The 25,587-nt window shown below is 28.2% G+C and carries 14 protein-coding genes; 7 read left to right on the top strand and 7 right to left on the bottom strand.

Annotated elements, in window-relative coordinates:
* Positions 1-52 precede the first annotated feature (52 nt).
* On the bottom strand, positions 53-1,285 hold the full coding sequence (arcA, locus tag BB_RS04265) for an arginine deiminase (RefSeq protein ID WP_002557431.1): 1,233 nt from the start codon (positions 1,283-1,285) through the stop codon (positions 53-55).
* A gap of 178 nt (positions 1,286-1,463) precedes the next feature.
* On the opposite strand from arcA, the gene BB_RS04260 reads away from it, so the two are divergent.
* From BB_RS04260 to BB_RS04250, 3 genes are read left to right on the top strand one after another with little or no spacing between them, the layout of a single operon-like run.
* Positions 1,464-3,080: a lipoprotein gene (locus BB_RS04260; RefSeq protein WP_002657295.1), complete on the top strand. Its 1,617-nt coding sequence runs from the start codon at positions 1,464-1,466 to the stop codon at positions 3,078-3,080.
* Between the two features lie 8 nt (positions 3,081-3,088).
* Positions 3,089-3,688: a ribonuclease H family protein gene (locus tag BB_RS04255; RefSeq protein ID WP_002657293.1), complete on the top strand. Its 600-nt coding sequence runs from the start codon at positions 3,089-3,091 to the stop codon at positions 3,686-3,688.
* Positions 3,657-4,205, top strand: coding sequence for a hypothetical protein (locus tag BB_RS04250; RefSeq protein ID WP_002657290.1), 549 nt, complete (start codon positions 3,657-3,659; stop codon positions 4,203-4,205). The genes BB_RS04255 and BB_RS04250 overlap by 32 nt, the downstream gene beginning before the upstream one ends.
* A 9-nt stretch (positions 4,206-4,214) precedes the next feature.
* Here BB_RS04250 and BB_RS04245 read toward each other — a convergent pair whose 3' ends face one another.
* Genes BB_RS04245 through uvrB form a run of 3 tightly spaced genes read right to left on the bottom strand, consistent with a single transcriptional unit; the run spans position 4,215 to position 12,472 of the window.
* Positions 4,215-7,655, bottom strand: coding sequence for an LPS-assembly protein LptD (locus BB_RS04245; RefSeq protein ID WP_010889837.1), 3,441 nt, complete (start codon positions 7,653-7,655; stop codon positions 4,215-4,217).
* Positions 7,610-10,462 carry an excinuclease ABC subunit UvrA gene (gene uvrA, locus BB_RS04240; RefSeq protein ID WP_010889836.1) on the bottom strand — a complete coding sequence of 951 codons (2,853 nt, stop codon included), beginning with the start codon at positions 10,460-10,462 and terminating at the stop codon, positions 7,610-7,612. The genes BB_RS04245 and uvrA overlap by 46 nt, the downstream gene beginning before the upstream one ends.
* Positions 10,463-10,465: 3 nt before the next feature.
* Positions 10,466-12,472, bottom strand: a complete 2,007-nt coding sequence (gene uvrB, locus BB_RS04235; protein WP_023003309.1) for an excinuclease ABC subunit UvrB — start codon at positions 12,470-12,472, stop codon at positions 10,466-10,468.
* 132 nt (positions 12,473-12,604) lie between these two features.
* On the opposite strand from uvrB, the gene BB_RS04230 reads away from it, so the two are divergent.
* The 4 genes from BB_RS04230 to BB_RS04215 are packed head-to-tail and all read left to right on the top strand — an operon-like array spanning position 12,605 to position 20,517.
* Positions 12,605-14,314: a phospho-sugar mutase gene (locus BB_RS04230; protein ID WP_010889835.1), complete on the top strand. Its 1,710-nt coding sequence runs from the start codon at positions 12,605-12,607 to the stop codon at positions 14,312-14,314.
* Between the two features lie 22 nt (positions 14,315-14,336).
* The gene (locus tag BB_RS04225) at positions 14,337-16,556 is read left to right on the top strand and encodes an AAA family ATPase (RefSeq protein WP_010889834.1); all 2,220 of its coding nucleotides are present in this window, start codon (positions 14,337-14,339) and stop codon (positions 16,554-16,556) included.
* A 14-nt stretch (positions 16,557-16,570) separates the two neighbouring features.
* Entirely contained in the window at positions 16,571-19,699 is a 3,129-nt protein-coding gene (gene ileS / locus BB_RS04220; protein ID WP_010889833.1) for an isoleucine--tRNA ligase, read from the top strand.
* Complete coding sequence (locus tag BB_RS04215; protein ID WP_002662320.1) at positions 19,693-20,517, top strand: lipoprotein; 825 nt, start codon at positions 19,693-19,695, stop codon at positions 20,515-20,517. The genes ileS and BB_RS04215 overlap by 7 nt, the downstream gene beginning before the upstream one ends.
* Before the next feature lie 16 nt (positions 20,518-20,533).
* On the opposite strand, the gene BB_RS04210 is transcribed toward BB_RS04215, so the two are convergent.
* Genes BB_RS04210 through BB_RS04200 form a run of 3 tightly spaced genes read right to left on the bottom strand, consistent with a single transcriptional unit; the run spans position 20,534 to position 25,577 of the window.
* Positions 20,534-21,469 carry an ROK family protein gene (locus tag BB_RS04210; protein ID WP_002660752.1) on the bottom strand — a complete coding sequence of 312 codons (936 nt, stop codon included), beginning with the start codon at positions 21,467-21,469 and terminating at the stop codon, positions 20,534-20,536.
* A gap of 33 nt (positions 21,470-21,502) precedes the next feature.
* Positions 21,503-24,349: an AAA family ATPase gene (locus BB_RS04205; protein WP_020948810.1), complete on the bottom strand. Its 2,847-nt coding sequence runs from the start codon at positions 24,347-24,349 to the stop codon at positions 21,503-21,505.
* Positions 24,336-25,577 carry an exonuclease SbcCD subunit D gene (locus tag BB_RS04200; RefSeq protein ID WP_010889831.1) on the bottom strand — a complete coding sequence of 414 codons (1,242 nt, stop codon included), beginning with the start codon at positions 25,575-25,577 and terminating at the stop codon, positions 24,336-24,338. The genes BB_RS04205 and BB_RS04200 overlap by 14 nt, the downstream gene beginning before the upstream one ends.
* Positions 25,578-25,587: the final 10 nt, after the last annotated feature.

Raw genomic sequence — 25,587 nt, 5'->3', positions numbered from 1 at the left:
ACAATCAAGTTTTTAAAAACTCATTTAACTCATGCTTAAACATGCTTAAATATTAAATATCCTCTCTTACTAAAGACATAGACATGCATCTTGGCCCACCACGACCCCTTGAAAGCTCGCTAGACGGAATTCTGTGAACTTTAATACCATTTTCTTCAAACAGCTTATTAGTTACATGATTTCTAGAATAAGCAATTACTTCTCCTGGAGCTATCGCCAAAACATTAGCACCATCATTCCATTGTTCTCTTGCACCATGTATTAAATCTCCACCCGCACATTTTATTATGTCAATTTTTCTGCCTAAATAAAAGCTCAAAACATCTTTAAGCTTGGCTTTTTCTTTTTTAATATTAATTTTATTAGAATTTGAATTGTAAGTTAAAACATAAATTGAGAAATACATATCATCACTTGTAAAACTTGTAAAAACGCTATAATCAATTTGGGTAAAAACTGTGTCTAAGTGCATATAGGCTCTGTTTTTTGGAATTTTAAAAGCCAAAATTGTGCTAAATGGAGCCTTATTTTTAAAAAGACTAGCAGCTAGTTTTTCTACAGACCCCGCTTCTGTTCTTTCTGAGATTCCAATAACCAAAAGATCTTTATTTAAAACAAACTCATCCCCACCTTCCAAAGAAGTTTCTTCCCATCTATTAAACCAAATTGGAACATTTTCTTTGTAAGCGGAATGATATTTAAAAATATACTCTGCAAATATTGTCTCTCTACGTCTAACCTTGGTATACATTTTATTTATTGTAATTCCATTGCCAATACTGGCAAAAGGATCTCTGGTAAATAAAACATTGGGCATAGGATCAATAACAAAAAGACTTGAACCATTAACCCAATCATCAAGCGAAAATTCACAATCTTTAAGCTCTTCTCTTGCAACGCCGGAAATCATTTTAGAAACCATATTATCAACGGTTAAATTAGAAAAATAATCTTTTAAAATATTAATTACACCATCTGTTTTTATTTCTGCTTCCAGAATAAATTGAGATATAAATTTATTTTTGAGCGCTACAGAAGAAGCAAGAACTTCACTAACAAGATCCTCAACATACTCAATTTCAACTGAATTATCTTTTAAAATATTTACAAAAACTTCATGCTCTTGTCTTGCAACTTTAAGATAAGGAATATCATCAAATAAAAAATTTTTCATAATCAAGGGTGTCAAATTTTCTAATTCTTCTCCTGGCCTATGAAGCAAAACTTTTTTCAAACGACCTATTTCCGAAAATATATTTATTGGATTTAAATATTCTTCTTCCATCGATTTCCCCCTTTATGAAAATTGTCATATATTAAAATACTATAGTTTATATTAAAAAACATCAACTATTTTTAATAATATTAAAAATATAATATAAATATAAAAAATTGAAAAAATAAAAGTTCTAAAAAACTTCAAATCAAAAACATAAACAAAAAATTATGCTAAAATACTAATCATGAAGAATATTAATAGATTAATATTATTAATATTAACTACACACACTTTATTATTCTCTTGTGCCTTAATTGCAGATAATAAGTCAAAAAATTTAAGCACATCAGAAATCATATTAACACAAAAAACACTACTAGAAAGCTCTTTAATAAAAAATCCTTCTAATGTAGAATATCGAATACCAATATCCAGTATCCAAGAAATTTTAAACAATAACAATGATTCTTTTTTAATAAAAAAAACAGCAGCAAAAATCAAAATAAGCCCTCAAAAACTTGAAGAAATAAAAAACTATCTAAATGCTTATAAAAATTATCTAAATAATGAAACAGAATGGATAAAGTTTATAGATCAAAGTAGCGTCAATGGAAATTTAACAATTAAAATTGATACTGCTTTTGAAAAAAAAACAAATTTTAATCATACAAATTCAGATAATGAAAATTTAACAGAACTAATAGAACTACAAATGCATCTGGAAAAAGAAATTTTAAACTTAATTGAGCAAACATTTCATGATAAAAATTTAGGATATATACAATTAAGTCACATCAACTCATTCTTTCCTCAAGAAAATATAAACTCAATAACAAAAGAAATAATAGATGGAAAAGAATATATTGCACCGCACATAATAGCAAATCAATTATTAAAAATAAAAGATAAAAAATATTTTGAACAATTTATGCACTTTTTAAAAGTTGAAAACAGCAAAATAAAAACAATAATTGAAAAACAAAAAATTTCAGATCTTCACAATGAACTGTATTATTCAAAACAATCCCCGCCCAGAAGAAGAAAAAGGTCAACTGCCGATTCCGATAATAACAATAAATACGATATAATACCAAAAATAATAGACCCAAATACAGGCATTGAAATAACTCCTAAAAATTTAAGATCTATTTTATCAAATGGCGACATAATACTAATAAAACCAAAAATAGATTGGACAGAATTTTTTTATTTTTGGCAACATGTGGGAATATTTGATGAAGAAAAATATGAAGCCACTAAAAAAATTGCATTCAATGGAATTGATAGCTTTGATATAAAATCAATAATTACAAGCAATCAAATCAAATTCGATACAGCATCTACTCAAGGTTCAGGATACGAAAAGCTTTCAACATACGTACAATCAAGAATATTAAAAATATTCTCACCAATAACAGACATAAGAACAATTCAAAAAGCTATTAATTTTGGAAGAAGTAGATACATTGACAATAACTTTGGATATATGGTTCCATTAATATCCTCTAATTTATGGACAGATTCATTCAATCTTGAAGAAATTCACAACAAAACCTATTGCTCTTTAATGGTTGATAGAATATATAAAATAGCAGGACTTAATGTATCAAGAAATTACGAAATTTCGGGAATAATTACTCCTGGAGAAATAAATGCAGCAGCTTACAATTTTTACATGTCTTATACGATTGCAGGAATACTTCCAAGCGTGCTTCCAAAAAGGCTCATTAAACCAACATTAAAAGAAAAATTCATTGGTTACAATAAAGAAATAGTAGATGCAATAGAATTAAAAAAATCGAAAGAAAAAATTTTTGGGAGAGCTTGCAACATTACAAATCTCTGGTGCTCAGGAAGTTAATACTACCCATGAACAAATATTATGCCTGTATTTTGATTAACAGCAATGAAAAAATTATTTTCAAATCCTGGGAAGAATGCAAAACCGCTATTAAAGGAAAAAACAATAAAATAAAAAGCTTCAAAACAATAGAACAAGCTCAAAATTGGCTATTTAATAATGAGAATAAAATTCACCATCACCCAAATGGAATATATTTTGATTCTGGAACGGGAAGAGGAAAGGGCATAGAAATTAGAGTTGTAAACGAAAAAAGAATTTCAATATTGGATAAAATCTTAGATAAATCCTTGATTAATGAATATGGAAATTATTATGTCAAAAATTTTCAAGGAATTAGCAATAATTTTGGGGAACTGCTTGCCCTATATACAGCTCTCAAAATAGCATTAAAAGAAAATATAATAAACATATTTGGGGACAGTAAATTAATAATTGACTATTGGTCAAAAGGAATCTATAATAGCAAAAAATTAACACAAATTACTATTAATTTAATCAAAAAGACAACTGAACTAAGGAAAAAATTTGAAGAACAAGGTGGAAAAATTTCTTTTATTCCAGGAAATGAAAATATTGCAGATCTTGGTTTTCATAAAACTAAGTAGAAATATTGTCAAAAAATACATAAAAACAATATTTCTGATTTCAATGGTTTATTTTTATTGTTGTACGACAATAAAAATAAACCATGATTATGAAACTGATTTTAAAGTTCTAGAATCTCCCTCTAAATACATCAATATAGATGTAATTAAAGCTACAAATGAATATATTTATATTCAAATTACAAACAATAGCTTAGACGTAGTAAAAATAAATTGGCAAAACACTAGTCTTAACAACGATAAGATCGTCTTAAAAAAAGAAGATCTTACAATAAACAATGAAACAGGGTATAAAAATAAATACAGAGAGTTTTTTATTGGTCCTAAAACTTCATTTAAATTTAAAGTATATCCACTAAAAATTCATTCTAAAAACAAAAATAGCAATAACTTAAGCTCAACTATTAAATATCCGTCTATTTTTAAGCTCAACATAACAAAAGTAGGAATTGAAGCAAAAAAAACAATAAATGTTTTAATAACAAGAACTACAAAAATTAATATTACTAATAAATGAAAATCATTATTATTTTTTTGTTTTTCTATTAATAATAAACTCGTAGTTTGTATCTTTGTTGTTTTCAAATGACGCTTTTATAGGAGCAAAAAAGTTCCAAGAAATATAAATTGTAAAATTATTTCTCCAAATAGGAGAATAAATCCCATCAGATCCCCTTAATAAATCTGGTTCTAAATTATATTCTCCAACAAATTTCCAATCATAAAAATTGAATTTAAAGCCTGATGAAAATTTTTTAATTTTAAAAAGTGAATCTTTTCTGTCTTGAGAATTAAAGAAATTGAAAGATTTTGATAAATCAACAAAGAAATTAACAGGTTCTAGACCAATTTGGTCCATATACCCTTTAAAATATTTAAAAGTCTTAGTATTAATAGATAAAGTAGAAAAGTAAATTTCTAAAAATTCTGTATATTTAAACTTCAAAGTCAATGCAGATCGAAGTTCATTATCCGTAAATTTCTGCAAATTTATTTTCCAACCAACATCTACCCCCAAGGTAAAAGAAAGCTTATTGTCAAAAAAAGTTAAAACGTACAATTCCTTTTTGTAACTAGAATCTAAAGAATATGGAACAAGTTTGGTTGTAGTACCAATCTTGGAAAAATCTCCTTTTAAAGGATCATAATTATATTCAAAGTCGTCTTTCATAGCAAACAAAAATTGAAAATCAAAAACATTAAGCTTAAAAGAAAGTTCAGAAACTCTATTTATCAAAGGATCATAGGCGACTAAAAAACTAAATTTAAAATAATCCAAATATCTCGGCTCAATTTTATAATACAAAGCAGGAGACATTTCTAAATTTTTATAAGGCGATGATGGTTTTTGAGGCTCCAAAGGACTTTGAACAGCAGAAATTCCAGAGTTTTTCATAGCATCTTCTTTAAACTTTTTATAATATTTAATTCCAATCCCAGCTTCTTGTAGCAAATAAGGAAAATCTAAAGAAAGTTTAAGCTCAGAAGAAGCTTTAATATCTTCAAAACTATTTTTTAATTCACCTGAAAGCTCAGTAGTAAAATAATCATAATCATAAATTAAAGAGGCTGTTAAACTTTGATAAAAAGTTTCCGGATCAGATAAAAAAATACTACTATTCTTATTAACCAAAGATTTTACATCAGAATCATATTTTTTATTAAATGAATATAAAGTAGCCTTATTTTCAAACTTTAAAGTACTTCTAGAAAATAAAGGATATCTAATAAAAGGAAGCAAGTTTAAATTTATTTGGTTAATAATAGAGTGCTCACTTTTTTTATCTTTATCTTCAACTTTAAAATCTTTATTTAAAGGACTATACTCAATAGTATTAAGATATAATAAATTTTCAAAAGTAATTAAACGATTGTAAAAATCAGCATGAATTTTTATATCCGTTTTATTTTTTATATCAAATAAATAATTTTTTATTTCATAATTAAAGTCCTTTGGACTTGTTATGCCATAATTATCAAAAAAAACATTATTTCTTAAATAAGGATTAATGCCAAACCTAATAAAAAAAGAATCGGATTGATCAATATTTTTTAAAGTAATTGGTTCTGGAGGAATATATAAATCTTTGGTTAATTCTGTTGTTTTTTTAGTATTTTTCTCCTTCACACTCTTTTTATCATTATCTTTATCTTCTAGATTTTTAATTTCTGGGCGCATTATCATTTCTTTAGTATCAGCTGGAAATGTCCATTGGTTATTGTAAAGATCTTTTTGAAAATTCAAATCAATATATGGAGCATAAATTCTCTCCAAATAAAACCATTTTCTTGTAGGATCATTAACATCTTTTGGTTTCTCTAAAGGAGATTTAACATAAAGATTTTCATAGCCCGACAATTTAAAACTTAAACCTAAATTATTTAATTTATAATCTAAAATCGAACCGTCATTAAATGTTCGCTTATAAAAAGAAGATAAATTCCAATCAAAAGTGCTAATGCTAGTTTGCTCTTTAACCGAATCTTTATCTAAATTTAAAAGAGAAAAAAATGTAGCACTTTCTATCCTATCTCTAAAATCAATATTAACATACGGGTCAGAATAGTGCTCTAAAACAACCGAGAAAAGTGCATCACTTAAAAGAAATTCTGTTTTAAATTTAAATAAATATCTAAAAGGAACTTCAAACCCAAATACATCTCCTTTGTTAAGATTGGAAAAACTAAAAAGAGATTGTTTTAAAGTCCTATTATCAAAAGGATAATATCCTCCATCGTAACTATAAACATTCCTGGTAAAACCCAATCCAAAATTTCCTTCCAAAGTTTTAAAATGCCCCAAAGTATTGCCCAAATTAAAATCAATTCCAGAATAAAATCCCAGATTAGCATAAATGTCAAAAATAAGCTTAACATAATCTTTATTAACACTGGGTGCTAAATTTTCTGCAAAAAAATAAGTTAAATATCCATTTCTTATATAAGGTTTTTTACCCGAATTATAAACAGAATTGAAATCAAAATCCAAAAAAGAAGAATCTTCACTTGAAGATTTATTACCAAAAAGATAAACGGTATTAAAAACAGAAAAACCTTTTCGTGGATTTAGACCTAAAGATGGATTAAAAAACAAACTATCTCCCGGTCTGAAAAAAAAAGGAATATAAAATACTGGAACTCTTCCCATGTAAAATATGGCATTTAAAAACCCAAAATCTCCCGAGGGCAATGCCCATATTTTAGAAGCCTTGATTGAATAGTAAGGCTCTGGAATTTTACTAGTTGTTGCAAAAGCTTGTTCCAAAATGGTAACATCATTGTCTATCTTTTTTAAAACCTTTCCTCCAAACGAAAGAATATGATCTATTTGATTTTTTTGCATTTTTTTTTGAAGAATACCATTTTTTAATAAAAAATTTTGAGAATCAAAATCGACAAGAAATTCATTGCCATAAAAATAAAGCTTTTCATTGGTATCCATATCAAGAATATATTCAACATTTCCAATAGCATAAAGTTTTTTAGAGTTCTTATTAAGGACTATTCTGTCGCCTTTAATATTGTGCTTTTTATTTTCTTTAATATCTTCAACCAAGATATTAACTCTTCCTTCAAAAATAATACTTTCATCTTTAGTAAGTCCATAAGTGAAATTTTCAAGATTATCTGCAGTTTCAATGATTATTTTATATCTACCAGATCCGGCAAGTCCCTTTCCTTTGATAAAAAGCTCAGGATCTATTCCAAACTTTTTTAAAAGCAATTCTCGTATTTTTGAAACATCTGTTTCTTTTAAACCCTCTTTTAAGGCCCATTTTTTTAAATCCTCATCGGTTGAAAGCTCAAGTTCTCTTAAATAAGATTTTTGACTTAAAGTTAGCTTATCCCTTTTTTTAGAATTTTCATCATCTATAGTCTGGGCAAAAATTGCATTAGAAAATGTTAAAAAAATTAAAAATACTATAAAAGATTTTTTAAAAACATTCCTGTATAGGAATTCTCGCATTTTGCAACCTCTTCAGGAATACCAGAAACAACGATATTTCCCCCTGCCAACCCACCATCAGGACCCAAATCTATTATATAATCTGCCTGTTTAATTACATCCAAATTATGCTCTATTAGTACAACTGTATTACCATTGGAAACTAACCGCTGCAAAACCTCTAACAACTTCTTTATGTCATCAAAATGCAGCCCAGTTGTTGGTTCATCAATAATATAAAAGGTTTTACCCGTGCTCTTTTTACTTAACTCAAAAGCCAACTTAATGCGCTGAGCTTCTCCTCCTGATAAAGTTGTTGCAGATTGTCCTAATTTAATATATTCAAGTCCAACTTCAATTAAAAATTTTAAATAATGACTAATTTTTGGGACATTCTCAAAAAATTTACTTGCCTCAAAAACACTCATCTCTAAAACATCATGTATATTTTTTCCTTTGTATCTAACTTCTAAAGTTTCTTCATTGAATTTTTTACCCTTACATAAATCACAAGGAACAAAAACATCTGGTAAAAAATGCATTTGAATATTAAGATACCCATCTCCTTGACATTTCTCACACCTTCCACCTTTAACATTAAAAGAAAATCTGCCGGCTTTAAAACCCCTTGACTTTGCATCTGGAAGCTTGGCAAAAAGCTCCCTAATTTCTGTAAAAAATCCAACATAAGTTGCTGGGTTTGATCTTGAAGTTCTCCCTATTGGTTTTTGATTTATTTGAATAATTTTATCGATTTTTTCATACCCAACAATATCTTTAAAGCCATCACAATACTTTTCATTAAGCTTTAATCTACTATCAAGAGCTGGATATAACACCTCGTTAAGTAAAGTACTTTTTCCGCTACCAGAAACACCTGTTATTACGGTAAAAACTCCCAAAGGGATACTTAAGTCTATATTTTTAAGATTATTTTTATTAGAGCCCAAAAGCAAAATTTCTCCCTTATCTGCCTTTCTTCTAGAGCTTGGAACATCTATTTTAAACTTGCCGCTAAGATATTGACCAGTTAAACTATTTTTGCTATTTAAAATATCAATCAAGGCTCCCTTTGCAACTATTTCCCCTCCAAGAATTCCAGCACCAGGACCCATATCAATAATATAGTCCGCAGTACGCAAAGTTTGCTCATCATGTTCAACAACAATTACAGTATTACCAAGATTTTTAAGATTAACAAGAGTAGAGATTAATTTTTCATTATCTCTTTGATGAAGACCAATACTTGGCTCATCAAGAACATAAATAACACCCGAAAGTGCTGATCCTATTTGAGTAGCAAGCCTAATACGCTGAGCCTCGCCACCAGATAGACTACCTGATATTCTATTTAAATATAAATAAGAAAGGCCAACATCAATTAAAAATTTAAGCCTACTTTTAATTTCCTTTAAAATTTCTTTAGATATTTTTTCGTCCACCATATCAAGCTGCAAGTTTTCAAAAAATACATAAGAATCAAATACTGACAAATTGGTAAGATCTTGAATGTCTTTTCCATTAATTTTCACAGTTAAAGCTCCAACGCTTAGGCGTTTACCTTTGCATGAATTACATATTTTTTTAGACATCAAATTTTCGTAAAAAATTTTAGTACTCTCTGATTCTGTTGCAAGATATCGCCTTTTTAAAAGGGGCAAAAGTCCTTCAAATGTTTTAGAATAATGAAATCCTCCATCTAGCTCTTTTGCTTCCATTTCTTTGGACTGGTAAATAAAATCTATTTTTTCATTTGAGCCGTATAAAATCTGTTTAAGAACTTTATCTGGAATGTCTTTTATGGGAGTATTTAAGTCAAAATTATAATGTTTAGCAAGTCCTTTAAAAATAGCCACAGACCAAGATGAACTTGTCTTAAACGTAAGAAAAGCATCATCATTAAAAGAAAGACTAGTATCAGGACAAATGCTCTCAAAATCAAACTCAAGTGTAACGCCAAGACCAGAGCACTCACTGCAAGCACCAAATGGACTATTAAATGAAAAAAGTCTGGGTTCTATAAGAGGAAGTGAAAATCCACACAAAGGACAACTGTTGTGCTCTGTAAATAGTTTGTCTATTTTTTCCAAATCATTATCAATTTCCACTCTTAAATATCCATTAGAAACAGCAAGAGAAGTCTCAATAGATTCCGCAAGTCTAACTCGAACATTATTACCAAGCTTAATCCTATCAACTATAATTTCAATGGTATGTTTTTTATTTTTATGTAAATTTAAATTAAGTGCATCTTCTATTAAATAATCTTCAGAATTTATCCTAACTCTATTAAAACCTTGATTTAATATTTTTTCTAAAACCTTTTTATGAGAGCCTTTAGACCCCCTTACAATTGGTGCAAAAAGTATAACCTTGGATCCTTCAGAATAACTTAAAATAGTATTAACTATTTTATCTAAAGATTGCTCTTCTATTAATCTACCATCATTTGGACAGTATGCTTTACCAATTTTTGCAAATATTAGTCTATAGTAATCATAAATCTCAGTAATTGTTCCAACAGTAGAGCGGGGATTATTGCTTATTGTTCTCTGCTCAATAGCTATAGAAGGAGAAAGTCCATCTATATAATCAACATTGGGTTTTTTCATTACACCTAAAAACTGCCTTGCATAAGCTGAAACAGATTCCATATACCTTCTTTGCCCTTCTGCAAAAATAGTATCAAAAGCCAGAGAAGACTTGCCAGAGCCACTCTTGCCAGATATTACAACTAAACCATCTTTTGGAATATCTACATCAACATTTTTTAAATTATGTTCTTTTGCTCCTCTGACAATAATTTTTTTTTTCAAACTTTTTTCCAAAAATTACACCTCTCTTTTTTTATTACGAGCTATACTAATTTTGCTACTAAGCTCTTTTATTTTATCTCTTAAAACAATTGCGTCTTCAAATCTTTCATCATTAACAGCTTCTTCTAAGTCAAATTTAAGCTTATCAATAAGCTTTTTTTTAGACAATCTCTCACCCGAAATAATTTTTTCAAAATCATAGCCAACATTTTTATTTTTATTATTAAGTTCCTTTTCTAAAATATTTTGAATCTTTTTAACAATTGTCTTAGGAGTAATATTATTTTTTTTATTATAATCAATCTGAATTTGACGTCTTCTATTAGTCTCCTCAATTGCCTCCCGCATAGCTAAACTAATTTTGTCGTAATACATTATTACAAGTCCATTAGAATTTCTAGCAGCCCTACCAATTGTTTGTATTAATGAAGTAGTAGATCTTAAAAATCCCACCTTATCAGCATCTAATATTGCAACAAGAGATACTTCTGGAATATCTAAGCCCTCTCTAAGCAGGTTAATCCCAACAATAACATCGATTTCAGATTTTCTAAGCAACGAAATAACTTCCACTCTCTCAAGGGTATCAAGCTCTGAATGTAAATATTTTGCCCTTACGCCAAGATTTACCAAATATTCAGTCAAATCCTCAGACATTTTTTTTGTCAAAGTAGTAATTAAAACCCGCTCTTTAAGAGCCACTCTTTTTTGAATTTCGCTGTAAAGATCTTCCATTTGCCCATCAGAGTGCCTAGTAATAATTTCAGGATCAACAAGACCTGTTGGACGAATTATTTGGTCAACAACCACACTACTTTTCTCATTCTCTTCAACACCCGGGGTTGCAGATACAAACACAACCTGATTAATTAATGCTTCAAATTCATCATATTTAAGAGGTCTGTTTTCAAGCGCTGCAGGAAGTCTAAACCCAAAGTTAACAAGATTTAATTTTCTAGAATGATCTCCATTATACATTCCCCTAAATTGAGGCAATGTAACATGAGATTCATCTACAAATAATAAGTWATCTTTCGGAAAAAAATCAAAAAGACAATAAGGTCTTTCCATTGTACTTCCACTCAAATATTTAGAATAATTTTCAATGCCCGAACAAAACCCTGTTTCTCTAAGCATTTCCAAATCATACTCTACCCTCTGTTTGAGTCTCTCGGCTTCTACAAGTTTGCCATTGTCTTTAAAATATTGACATTGAAGACTTAAATCATGAGATATTTTGGGTATCGCTTCTAATACATTTTCATAAGGAATTACAAAATAAGATTTAGCAAAAAGAGTAAAACTATTTGTAGCTCCTAAATTTTTTTTAGAAAATGAACTAACTCTATATATTTCAACAATTTCATCAAAATCTAAACAAATTCGATAAGCAAACTCTCCATGTTCACTGCTAGGCCAAATTTCAACAATATCTCCCTTAATCGAAAATTTATCTCTTTCTAGATTCATTAAAGTTCTCTCATAATAAAGCTCTACAAAAATATCTGATATTTCTTTAATAGAAATCTTTTGACCTACAAAAAATTCTCGTGCTGATTTTTTGAAAAAATCTGGAGATCCAAGAGCATAAATTGAAGATACGGTTGCAACAACAATTACATCTCGTCTTTTAGCAAGAGACGTTACCGTTCTTATTCGCTTAATTTCTATCTCAGTATTAATAGTGGCTTCTTTTTCAATAAATAAATCTTTTGAAGGAACATAAGATTCTGGCTGATAATAATCATAATAAGAAACAAAATACTCAACAGCATTATTTGGAAAAAAATCTTTAAACTCTCTATAAAGCTGTGCTGCTAATGTTTTGTTGTGACTGACAACTAAGGCAGGCCTGTTTAGATCTTTTATTATATTTGCAATTGTAAAAGTCTTTCCACTGCCTGTAACACCTTTTAAAGTTTGATATTTATTTCCAAGCAAAATAGAATTTTCAATCTCTTTTATTGCCTTAGGCTGATCCCCAGCAGGAAGATATTCTGACTTCAAAAAAAAATCTATCATTAATTTAACGACCAAAATTTAATACACATTCTTATAAATTATATGATAATAAATTCTATATCAAGTATATAATTCATTATAAATCAATATAATTTAATTAATCTTTGTTTAATAAAATAAAAGGAAATATTGATGCTAAAAATCGAAGCTAAAAGAAAATTGAAAAATTATATTCTTCTTGAAGAAGATATGCATTTTAAAGAAGAAGCAATAAAAATTCAAAAAACAAATAATTCAACAGAAATTTTAAATAGATTTTACAAAGATCTAGAATTTGGCACTGCTGGAATAAGGGGAATCATTGGAGCTGGAACATGTTACATGAACACATATAATATAAAAAAAATAAGCCAAGGAATATGCAATTACATACTTAAAATAAACAAAAACCCTAAAGTTGCAATAAGCTATGATTCAAGATATTTTTCAAAAGAATTTGCTTACAATGCTGCTCAAATTTTTGCCTCAAATAATTTTGAAACATATATATATAAAAGTTTAAGACCTTCCCCACAACTATCTTATACAATAAGAAAATTTGACTGTGATGCTGGCGTTATGATAACAGCAAGTCATAATTCAAAAGAATATAATGGATATAAAGCATATTGGAAAGGTGGAATCCAAATAATACCACCTCATGACACACTAATAACTAATGAAATTAAAAATACAAAAAACATAATAAATACAATTACCATAAAAGAAGGCATTGAAAAAGGGATCATCAAAGAACTTGGCAATGAAATAGACGAAGAGTATGTGAAAGCAATAAACAAAGAATTGCCTGATTTTGAAAAGAATAGCAAAGAAACAAACTTAAAAATAGCCTACACAGCATTACATGGCACCGGTGGGACCATAATAAAAAAACTCTTTGCAAATAGCAAAATACGGCTTTTTTTAGAAAAAAATCAAATACTACCAAACCCTGAATTTCCAACAATAAATTATCCTAATCCAGAAAAACAAACATCAATGCTTAAAGTAATAGAGCTTGCAAAAAAAAAAGATTGTGACATTGCCCTTGCAACAGATCCAGATGCCGACAGAATAGGGATTGCATTTAAAGATCAAAACGAATGGATATTCTTAAACGGAAATCAAATATCATGCATTTTAATGAACTATATACTCTCAAAAGAAAAAAATCCTAAAAATACATTTGTAATATCATCGTTTGTAACAACACCAATGCTAGAAAAAATTGCAAAAAAATATGGTTCTCAAATTTTTAGAACTTACACAGGATTTAAATGGATAGGAAGCTTAATTAATGAAATGGAAAAAAATGAACCAAATAAAAAATTTGCTTTTGCATGCGAAGAAAGTCATGGATATCTAATAGGAAGAAAGGTTAGAGATAAGGATGCATTTTCAGCCATAAAAGGAATTTGTTCTTTAGCACTTGACTTAAAAGCCAAACAACAAACAATTAAGGATTATCTTGAAAAGATATACAAAGAATTTGGATATTATGAAGAATTTAATATAGAAAAAAACTTTGAGGGGGCCAATGGAGAAATTCAAAGAGAAAAGTTAATGCTAAAACTAAGAAAAGAACAAAAAGTACAATTTGCAGGAATTAAAATAATTGAAAAATTAGACTATAAAACTCTTAAAAAGATTAACTTTAAAAATGAAATTTCAGAAATTAAAGAATATAAATACCCCATAAACGCAATAAAATTTATACTTGAAAACGAAATTGCAATAATTGTAAGACCCTCTGGAACAGAGCCGAAAATTAAATTTTACATATCTGTAAAACTAGAGTATAAGGAAAAACATAAAATATTTGATATAATAAATGCAATAAAGATGGAGATAAAAAAATATTAACATAACAGAAAATTTAATAAATTTGGTAGAAATAGACTCAAAAGAAATTGCAAGAAAAAATAAAAATAAAGAGGTTTCAATTTGGCACTTATTAATGTCTATAATTACCACTCCCAAAAAATCCGAAATAAAATTTATAGATAGCAAAACTCTAAAAAACATTAAACAAGAAGTTATATCTGAAATAGATAAATTAGAGAAAATTTTAATAGAAAAAAACGAAATAATTATTCCCAAAATCAATAAAGAAATCTTTGCTCTCATAAAAGAAGCTAAAAAGGAATTTAAATCCAAACCTTTAATAGGGGCAAAAGAAATTTTTTATCAAATATTAAAAAATAAAAAACTTCTTAAAAAACATAAACTAAGTAAATCTAGCTTTAACTTTAAAGATCAAAATATATTAGAATACATGGAAAAAAATAAAATAAGATTAATTGAAACCTACAAAGAATTTGATGAAGAAATACGACTTGAAAATGAGCACTTTGAAATTGGAAAGTATGTCAAAAATTTAACAGCACTTGCAAAAGCCAAAAAATTAGACCCCTTGGTTGGAAGAGAAGCAGAGATTAAAACTCTTACAAATATACTCTTGAGAAGAAATAAAAATAGTGCAATGCTAATAGGCGAACCTGGTGTGGGAAAAACAGCAATAGTTGAAGGCCTTGCATCAAGCATAGTGCAAAAAAAAATAAGTAGCAAACTACAAGACAAAACAATTCTAATGCTTAAGGTTTCAAACTTGGTATCGGGAACAAAATATAGAGGCGAGTTTGAAGATCGTTTAAATAATATAATTAAGTATATTGAAAAAAACAAAAACACAATCATATTTATTGACGAAATACACACTCTAATAGGAGCTGGAAACTCTGAAGGAGCTCTTGATGCATCAAATATACTAAAACCATCACTTTCTAGAGCTGAAATACAAATTATTGGCGCAACTACTTACAATGAATATCGAAAATATATTTCAAAAGACAAAGCATTCGCCAGAAGATTCCAAACAATTACCGTAAAAGAGCCTGATGAAAAAGATACACTAAAAATAATCGAAAATATTGCAAAAAATTTTGAAGACTATCATGGAGTGATCTATGAAAAAAGCGCGCTTTTAAATATAGTAAAACTTTCATCCAAATATCTAATAAATAAAAGATTTCCAGATAAAGCAATAGATATAATAGACATTGCCGGCGCAATTAAAAAGGAAGAACTTACAAAAGACAACATCATAACATCAGATGATATACAAAAGGCAATAAATGAAATATTATCTATTAAAACAGCAAATAACACTAAAGAAGAAATTTTAGAATTAAAAGAAATAGAAAGCGAAATAAATAAAAAGGTGATCGGACAAAAACATGCGGTAAGCGAACTTATCAAAGAAATTATTAAAGTCAAACTTGGACTTAATGACGATTCTAAGCCTTTAACTTCAATATTGTTAATAGGATCAAGTGGATGTGGAAAAACTGCTTTAACTGATGAAATATCTAAAAAAATTATCAAAGATCAAAATTCAGTATTAAAACTAGATATGTCAGACTATAAAGAAGAAAACTCTATTTCAAAATTAATTGGCACAAATCCAGGATACGTAGGCTACTCTGATGGAGGCATTCTGACAAATAAATTAAGACATTCATTTGAAACTTTAATATTGTTTGAAAATATTGAAAATGCCCACAGCTCTGTATTAAACCTAATAAGTCGAATGCTTGAAAACGGAGAACTTATTGACAGCAAAGAAGATAAAATACTATTTAAAAACACAATTATAATAATGACTACAAACATTGGATCTAGAATGCTTCTTGGAGAAAAAAATATTGGATTCAACAAAAATCAACAAAAAAGCTTAGAAACAAAAAGCTTTAAAGAAGAAATAAACCAAGATCTTGAAAAAAGATTTAAATTATCCTTTTTAGACAGAATTCAAAAAAAAATCATCCTAAATATCCTTACAAAGGAAAATGTAGAAGAAATTTGCAAAAACTACTTAAACACCCTTAAAACAAAATTTCACTCTAAAGGAATCGAGATAGAAATAAAAAAAGATGTTGACAAATTCATAACCACAAAATACTATAAAAAAAATTCAGGAGCAAGAAGCGTAATTGCTGCAATAAAGGGGAAAATAGAAGAAAATATTATCACCAAAATAGCTGAAAATCAAAACATAAATAAAATAACGATTTATTTAGAAAAAGAAAAAATAATAATAGAATAAAGAGGAATTATAATATGTTTAAAAAAGTAGAAAACAAGGCAAATTTTCCTAAAATAGAAGAAAAAATATTAAAATTTTGGAATGACAATAAGATCTTTGAAAAATCAATAAAGCAGAGAGAAGGATGTGAAGAATTTACATTTTATGACGGACCGCCTTTTGCAACAGGACTTCCTCATTTTGGACATTTTGTTCCAAACACAATAAAAGACATAATTCCAAGATATCAAACAATGCAAGGCAAGTATGTTAAAAGAAATTTTGGATGGGATACTCACGGACTACCTGTTGAATACGAAGTAGAAAAAAAATTGGGAATTTCTGGAAAATACGAAATAGAAAATTATGGCATTGAAAATTTTAACAAAGAATGCAGAAAAATAGTACTTAGATATACAGAAGAATGGAAAAATATAATCTTGAGACTTGGACGATGGGTAGATTTTGAAAAGGGTTACAAAACCATGGATATAAGCTTCATGGAATCCGTGTGGTGGGTATTTAAAAATCTTTATGAAAAAGGTTTAATCTACGAAAGTTACTATGTACTACCCTATTCCCCAAAGCTTGCAACTCCGCTTTCAAATTTCGAAGTGAATCTTGGAGAATATAAAGAAGTCAATGACCCATCATTAACAATAAAATTTAAAATAAAAGATAAAAACGAATACTTACTAGTGTGGACAACCACCCCCTGGACATTGCCCTCAAACCTTGGAATTGCAGTAGGACAAGAAATAGAATATTCTAAAATTTTTGACAAAACAAAAGAAGAGATTTTAATACTTGGATCAAAAAAGCTTAATAGCTATTACGATGATGAAAATTCATATACTATTATAGAAAAATTCAAAGGCAGCAAGCTTGAAGGCATAGAATATGAACCTATTTTTAACTACTTTTTAGAACAAAAAGATAAGGGGGCTTTCAAGGTACACACAGCTGATTATGTTACAACTGACGATGGAACAGGAATTGTTCATATTGCTCCTTTTGGAGAAGAAGACTACAGAATACTCAAAAAACACACAAATGTCGATATAATAGACCCCTTAGATGCTGAATGTAAATTTACAAATCAGGTAAAAGATTTTAAAGGACTTTTTGTAAAAGATGCTGATAAAAAAATAATAGAAAACCTAAAATTACGCAATTTTTTATTCAAAAGAGAAAATTATCTACACAGGTATCCATTTTGTTATAGAACAAACTGCCCAATTATTTACAGACCAATAAGTTCGTGGTTTGTAAATGTAGAAAAAATAAAAACCAAACTTTTAGAGGTAAATGAAAAAATTAATTGGATGCCAGCCCATTTAAAAAAAGGAAGATTTGGAAAATGGTTAGAAAATGCAAAAGATTGGGCAATAAGCAGAAACAGATTTTGGGGAAATCCAATTCCAATTTGGATATGCTCAAAAACAGGAAAAAAAATTTGCATTGGATCAAAAAAAGAGCTTGAAAACCTATCTGGCCAAAAAATCGAAGACTTACATAAAGACCAAATAGATAAAATAACCTGGCCAAGCAAAGACGGTGGCAAATTTATCAGAACAAGCGAGGTTCTCGATTGTTGGTTTGAATCTGGAGCAATGCCTTACGCAAGCAACCATTATCCATTCACAAATGAAATTAATTTTAAAAATATATTTCCTGCTGACTTTATTGCAGAAGGTCTAGATCAAACAAGAGGATGGTTTTATACTCTTACAATCCTGGGAACTGCTCTTTTTGAAAACACAGCATTCAAAAACGTTATTGTAAATGGACTTGTGCTTTCAAGCGATGGAAGAAAAATGTCAAAATCCTTTAAAAATTATACAGACCCAATGCAAGTAATAAACACCTTCGGAGCTGATGCTTTAAGGCTTTATTTAATAATGAGCCCTGTAGTTAAAGCTGATGATTTAAAATATAGCGACAATGGAGTAAGAGACGTTCTTAAAAATATAATAATACCCATTTGGAACGCTTATTCATTTTTCACAACTTATGCAATAATTGATAAATTCAAACCTCCAAAAAATCTCAGCCTGGCTAAAAACAATAACCTTGACAAATGGATCATAAGCGAACTTGAAAGTCTAAAAAAAATACTAAATACAGAAATAGACAAATACAATCTAACAAAATCAATAGAATCTTTACTTGAATTTATAGATAAATTAAACAATTGGTACATAAGAAGATCAAGGCGAAGATTTTGGAAATCAGAAAACGATAAAGACAAAAATGATGCCTACGAAACATTATATTATGCAATCAAAACTTTAATGATTTTACTTGCACCTTTTATTCCATTTATAACAGAAGAGATTTATCAAAATTTAAAAACTGATGAAGACAAACAATCAATACACCTTAACGATTATCCAAAAGCAAATGAAAATTTCATTAACAAAACAATTGAAGAGAAAATAAATCTCGCAAGAAAAATAACTTCAATGGCAAGATCACTCAGATCATTGCACAATATAAAAATACGCATGCCTATTAGTACGATATATATCGTCACAAAAAATCAAAATGAACAAAATATGCTAATGGAAATGCAAGAAATAATATTAGATGAAATAAATGCAAAAGAAATGAAAATAAAAGCTAACGAAGAGGAGCTTATAACTTACAAAGCAAAAGCAAACTTTAAAGAACTTGGGAAAAAGCTTGGAAAAGATATGAAAGCGGTATCTACTGAAATTAGCAAGCTAAAAAATGAAGACATAATAAAAATAATAAATGGAACATCCTACGAGATAAAAGTAGCCAATGCAAAGCATTATTTATCATTAAATGATATAATATTAGAAAGAGAAGAAAAAGAGAACTTAAAAGTAATAAATGAAGAATCCATTACAATAGGAATAGACTCACTAATCACTAAAGAGTTGTACTTGGAAGGGCTGACAAGAGAATTTGTAAGGCAAATACAAAATTTAAGAAAAGAAAAAAATTTTGATGTTAGCGATAGAATAAATTTATACATAGAAAATAATGAAACTTTGAAAGAAATGCTAAATAAATTTGAAAAATACATTAAAACTGAAACATTAGCCTTAAATATCATATTAAACAAAAGTAAGCTAGAAAAAAAAATAAACCTTGCCGATGACATATTTACACTAATAGGAATTGAAAAATGTTAAAAACATTAACAAAAATAATTACCATTTCATGCCTCATAGTGGGATGCGCAAGCCTGCCTTACACTCCTCCAAAACAAAATCTAAATTACTTAATGGAACTTTTACCTGGCGCAAATTTATACGCCCATGTAAATTTAATTAAAAACAGGTCTATTTATAACTCTTTAAGCCCTAAATATAAATCAGTTCTTGGGCTTATAAGCAATTTATACTTTAGCTATAAAAAAGAAAATAACGATTTTGCTCTACTAATAATGGGTAATTTCCCAAAAGATATTTTCTGGGGAATTCATAAAAATAGAAATACAGAATCAATAGGCAATATATTTACAAATCCAAAATGGAAACTTAAAAATTCAAATATATACATTATTCCAAACAAAGCTAGAACTAGCATTGCAATAACCCAAAAAGATATAACCGCAAAAGACAATAATATGCTAACAACAAAATATATTGGGGAAATAGAAAAAAATGAAATGTTTTTTTGGATTCAAGATCCAACATTATTGCTCCCAAACCAAATAGTAAGCAGCAAAAATTTAATTCCCTTTAGCAGTGGAACTTTGTCTATAAACAGCTTAAATCAAGAAGAATATATTTTTAAATCCTTAATCAAAACAAATAATCCACCAATACTAAAAATATTGTCAAAAAAGTTAATTCCAACCGTCTTGACAAACATGACAAACCTCACAATATCAAGCCACATAAAGACCACAATAAAAGACCAAAATACGGTTGAAATAGAATTTAATATTCAAAAATCTAGTGTTGAAAGCCTTATAGAAAAACTAGCTTCAAATATTCAAACCTAAAATTTCTGCCACTCCACTAAAATGAGGTATTATTTTGATTTTTGCAAGTAAAATAATGAAACAAAGCTCCAATTTTACCAGATTCATTATTAAATTTAGTAGGCTCAAGTGCTACAAGATTTTTTATATTATTATTATTATCAAAAGCCATTTCTAAAGACCATAAATTTTCTAATTTTTCATATATTCTATCTATTAAATCGGGTCTTGCGCTTATTCCTCCTCCGATCAAAATTTTTTCAGGATTCAAAATAAAAGTTAAATTAAAAATACCAAATGACAAATTCTCAAAAAATCTATCAACTTCATTTTTGGCATGAATATTCCCATTCTCAGCTAGATCAAAAACAAATTCTCCTGAAACCTCTTTTAAAGGTTTTCCTAATCGCATAGCAACTCTTTTTCTTAAAGCCGAAACAGACGCAATGGATTCCCATTTGCAATTAAAGGGAATATTGTTGCTAATACCTCCAGTAATCATAAATCCAACCTCTCCGGACATAAAAGAATTTCCTCTTAAAAGCTTGCCATTTGCAAAAATTCCAGCACCAATTCCTGTGCCAAGAGTTATAGCAATAAAATTATTAGAGTCAATAGCATTACCCTTAAATTTTTCTGCTAAGGCTACACAATTAGCATCATTTTCAATCTCTGTACTTACTCCGGTTAAAGATTCTAATCGCTCTTTTAAAGGATAATTAACAAATCCAGAAATAGCATTTACCCTAAGAACATTTCCCTTAAGATCAACAAACCCAGGAATACAAATTGCAACTCCCGCAATATCACTTGATTCTTTGTAAGAATTAATAATATTAACTAAAATATTTACTTGTTCGTCAGAAGTAGCACCTGTGCTTATTTCATTTTTATCAAAAAAAACACCGCTTGAATCTGAAAGCGAATATTTGGTACTAGTCCCGCCAATATCAATCGCTAAATAATGTTTCATATTTATCCTCAAGGCCTAATTGTACATAAATGATCATAAATTTTCTATAGCAATATAAGAAATTTTAGAAATCTTGTTTATAACTATTTGCGCTTTAATCATCTCCTTCAAATAAGAAACATGGGAAATTATGCCAATTTGTCGCCCAGTCATCATTTGAAACTTAGAAAGCTTAGGCATAACTTGAGCCAAAGTATCTTCATCAAGATTGCCAAAACCTTCATCTAGAAAAAAAGCCTCTATTTTTAACTCACTATCCCTTATTTTATCAGATAAAGCTAAGGACAAAGCTAAAGACACAAGAAATTTCTCACCCCCAGACAAAGTTTTTACCGTTCTTATTTTATTAACATCTTTTTTGTCTTCAATTAAAAAATCAAACTCTTTGCTCTCTTTGTTCGTTTTGAGCTCAAAATCAGGAAAAATCCACCTTAAATACTTTTCATTTGCCAGTCTTAAAATATCATTAATTAAAAAAGTTTGAACATAATATTTCAATCCAGAAGATCTAATAACGACCTTCCTTAATACATCTAGCTTATCTTTCCTTTCTTTAGCAAGATTTAATTCACCCCTTAGCGAGTCTAAATTAATTTTTTGTTGATTAATCTTTTTTTGAAGAGTTTGAAAATTTAAAAGCTTGATTTTATACTTTTCAATATCTCTGGATAAAAATTCAAGCTTAGAACTAATTGATAAACTCAATTTTTGCAAAAAAGACAGACTATTCTTATTAATTTGCTCTAAGTCAGTTGTTGATTCAAAAGAAAATGAACTAAAAAAAACATTTTTTAAATTTGAAATTAGATTAATAAAATTATTTTGCTCTTCATTTAATCTCGCTTTTAAAGTCAATATAGATTCCTTTGTAAATTTAATTTGTGTTTCGGTTTTAATTTTTAAATCTTCTAAATTTTTAAGATTTAAAACAAGCATATTCCATTCATTTTCCACACTTTTCTGCTTAGCCAAAACAACATTAAATTCCCTTTCCAAAGAAGAATAATCATTAAAACTTAAATTTAAATTAAGTTTTAACAATAAATCCTTAATCTTTAAAAGATTTTGATCAAAATTTTTATTTTTCAAAGAAATTTCAATTTTTAAATCTTTTTTCTTAGCCTTAAATTGTTCAAGCTTTTCTAATTTATTTTCAAATGCTAAAATTTTTTCTCTGTCAAAATAATTTATGTATTTGTCAAATAAATTTTTTCCAATCAATCTTAAAATTTCAGCATTATTCTTTTCAAACTCCAAAGCATTAACCTCTTGTTTAGAGATTTCTTCTTGTCTACAAGATAGCTGATATTTAAGCTCATCAATTTGATTTTGTATCAAATGAAGCTTTGAATTTAAAGCGTAAAGCTCTTTCAAACTGCAAAGCGATAATTTATCTTTATGCTGATAATTTTTATATTCAGCCTCAATATATTTTAGCTTCTCTTTATCACTCTCAATAGAAAAATTTTTATCATCAAGATATTTTAACAACTCTTTATACAAGTCAATCTTAATAATATTTTTTTCCTTATTTTTATTAAAATCTTCTTTGCCAGTAGATTTTAATAAAAATTCTAGCCTATCTCTATATTTTGAAATCAACTCATCATTAAAAGTTTGGAACAATTTTAATGCTTCATAGTAAACATATTTGTCAAAATCAAAATTAGATTTCTCAGAAGAAATGCTTTTAATCTCATCATTTTTTTTGCTCTGAGATCTTAATAATTCTTTTTTTTCATCCTCAAGACTATTTTTCCTTAAAAGCAAGCTTTGATAATCATTCTCAACAAGTTTTAAATTAAAAAGATTGCAATTTTTATTATAAAGCTCCTTAACATAATTAAAATTAAAATCATTGCTATACAAATCTTTAATTTCTTCTAAATTATTCATCACTTTTGAAAGTTCTAAATCAAGCAATCCAATATCATTAAACAATTCGCCTTGTACAGCAACTAAATTTTTCAAACTCCAAAAATCTGAACATAAATAAACTTTTCGATCCAAATCCAAATTTTCTTTTAATTTCTTTTGAAGGGAATGATCCTTCTCTAAAGAATTTAAATATTTAATCTGAGAAGATAATTGATCGTTTAGAGAAGACATTTCAATTTCCAAGCCCAAATATCTCTCATTAGACGCTATTGCCTGATTACATAAAGAAATAGCTCTTCTAATATTTTCAAGATCAATTTCTAATCGATCAATATCAACCAAATCCAAATAACCTTTAAGGGATTTACACTCACTCTCATCATAATCAAGAATTGATTTTTCATAAGATTCAGAATTCAACAATTTATCTATATTAAACTTTGTGCGCTCAAAATCACTTTTTAAATAAAATTCCAAATTATCATATTTTTTCAAATTAAAAATATTATCAATTATTGCAGCTTTCTCTTTGGGAGTTGACGTTAAAAATTCTTGAAAATTGCCTTGTGGTAAAATTACAGTTTGACAAAATTGGTTAAAGTCTAATCGACAAAGACTTTTAATATGCTCTAAAACATCGGTTCGACCCTCTATAATCCTATTATCAAAAAAACAATTAAGCAACATGCTCTTAGGAGTCTCTATATTTTTTACATTAAGCTCAACAAAAGATTCATAAATCTTCCCAGAAATAGTAAACGTTAATTTAACATAAGCGCTAGTCTCGCCTTTTGATATAATATCTACAATTTTTTTTCCAAGTCTGTAAACACGAGCATATAGTGCCAAAGTTATGCAATCTAAAATGGTGCTTTTGCCTGATCCAGTATTACCAGAAATTAAAAAAATGCCCGATTGTCTTAAAAGAAGTGTATCGAAATTCAACTCATGTTCGCCTTTATAAGAAGCAATATTTTTAAATATGAGCTTATTTATCCTCATATTCACCCAAATATCCGTTAGCTAAAACCTCGTTAAAAAGAGAAATAAGCTCTTCTTCCTTAAATTTGATATCCCTAATAACACCGTTCTCAAAATCCCATCTCAACTTTTTCTCAAAAAAATATTTTTCATCCATTTCAAGCACTTCAAGTTCTCCAATAAAGTTGGAATCGTCTTGCAAATCCTGACTTGAGGGTAAAGAATAGGAAATAGAAACTAAATTCATAAAATTAAGCCTTGCTAAATCATAAATAGACTCCTCAGCGCTAGTATCAACTGCCTCATTAAGTTCAATTTTCAAATAAATAGTAAAAGACTCTTCTTTTTTGGAATTAGCCAAAAAATCAAGAACTTCATTTAAAGAACCTTTAGCAAAGATTAATTTATTGAAAATCGGCACCGGAAATGCTTCTTGCAAGATTAATTTATTGTCATTAAAATGTAAAACGTTTATGTATTTATCACAGGTCTCATTAAATGAATATTGCATAGGAGATCCTGAATAAACAATATTATCTCTTAGTTTCATGAACTTATGAATATGCCCAAGAGCAACATAAGAAAAACCATTTCCAAAAACATTAAAAGGGATAATATAACTACCTCCCAAGGTGTCAATCTTTTTACTGCTGCCAAAAAAAGAATGCGCCATTAATATCTTAGGAATTCCTTTATACTTGTTTTCTAAAAAATTAGATAAATTTGATATTTTTTCTCTGTAGGCATTTTCTAAATTTTCAAGAAATAGTTTGCTGGAATACTGATCTTCCAGTCCAAAAATATTGTCAAAATTTTGACCTAAAATAAGCCTTTCATTTATATGCGGAAGACAAACAACAATAAACTTAAGATTTCCATTATCTTTTAATAAAACTATTTGCTCATCAGAATCATATTCAGTTATTAAAAAAAAATTAAACCGTGAGAGAAGTTTTTTATTTATACTCAAATAATCCTTTTTGTCATGATTTCCAGAAATAACCACACACCATTTACAAGAAGTAAAAGAAAGTTCATAAAAAAAATTATTCACTAATCTTTGCTCTTCAAACCCAGGCCTTTTGGAATCATAAACATCCCCGGCAACAAGTAAAAGATCTATATTTTCTTTTTTAATAAATTCTAAAAGAAAATATAAAAAATTTTTCTGCTCCTTAAGAATTGAAAAATTTTCAATTTTTTTTCCAATGTGCCAATCTGAAGTATGCAGAATTTTATAATTGCTCACAAAATACTCT

Origin of the sequence: Borreliella burgdorferi B31 (assembly GCF_000008685.2) — a bacterium.
GTDB classification, from domain to species: domain Bacteria; phylum Spirochaetota; class Spirochaetia; order Borreliales; family Borreliaceae; genus Borreliella; species Borreliella burgdorferi.
Note: the sequence above shows the minus strand (reverse complement) of the source record. Positions and strands in the feature narration are given on the sequence as shown.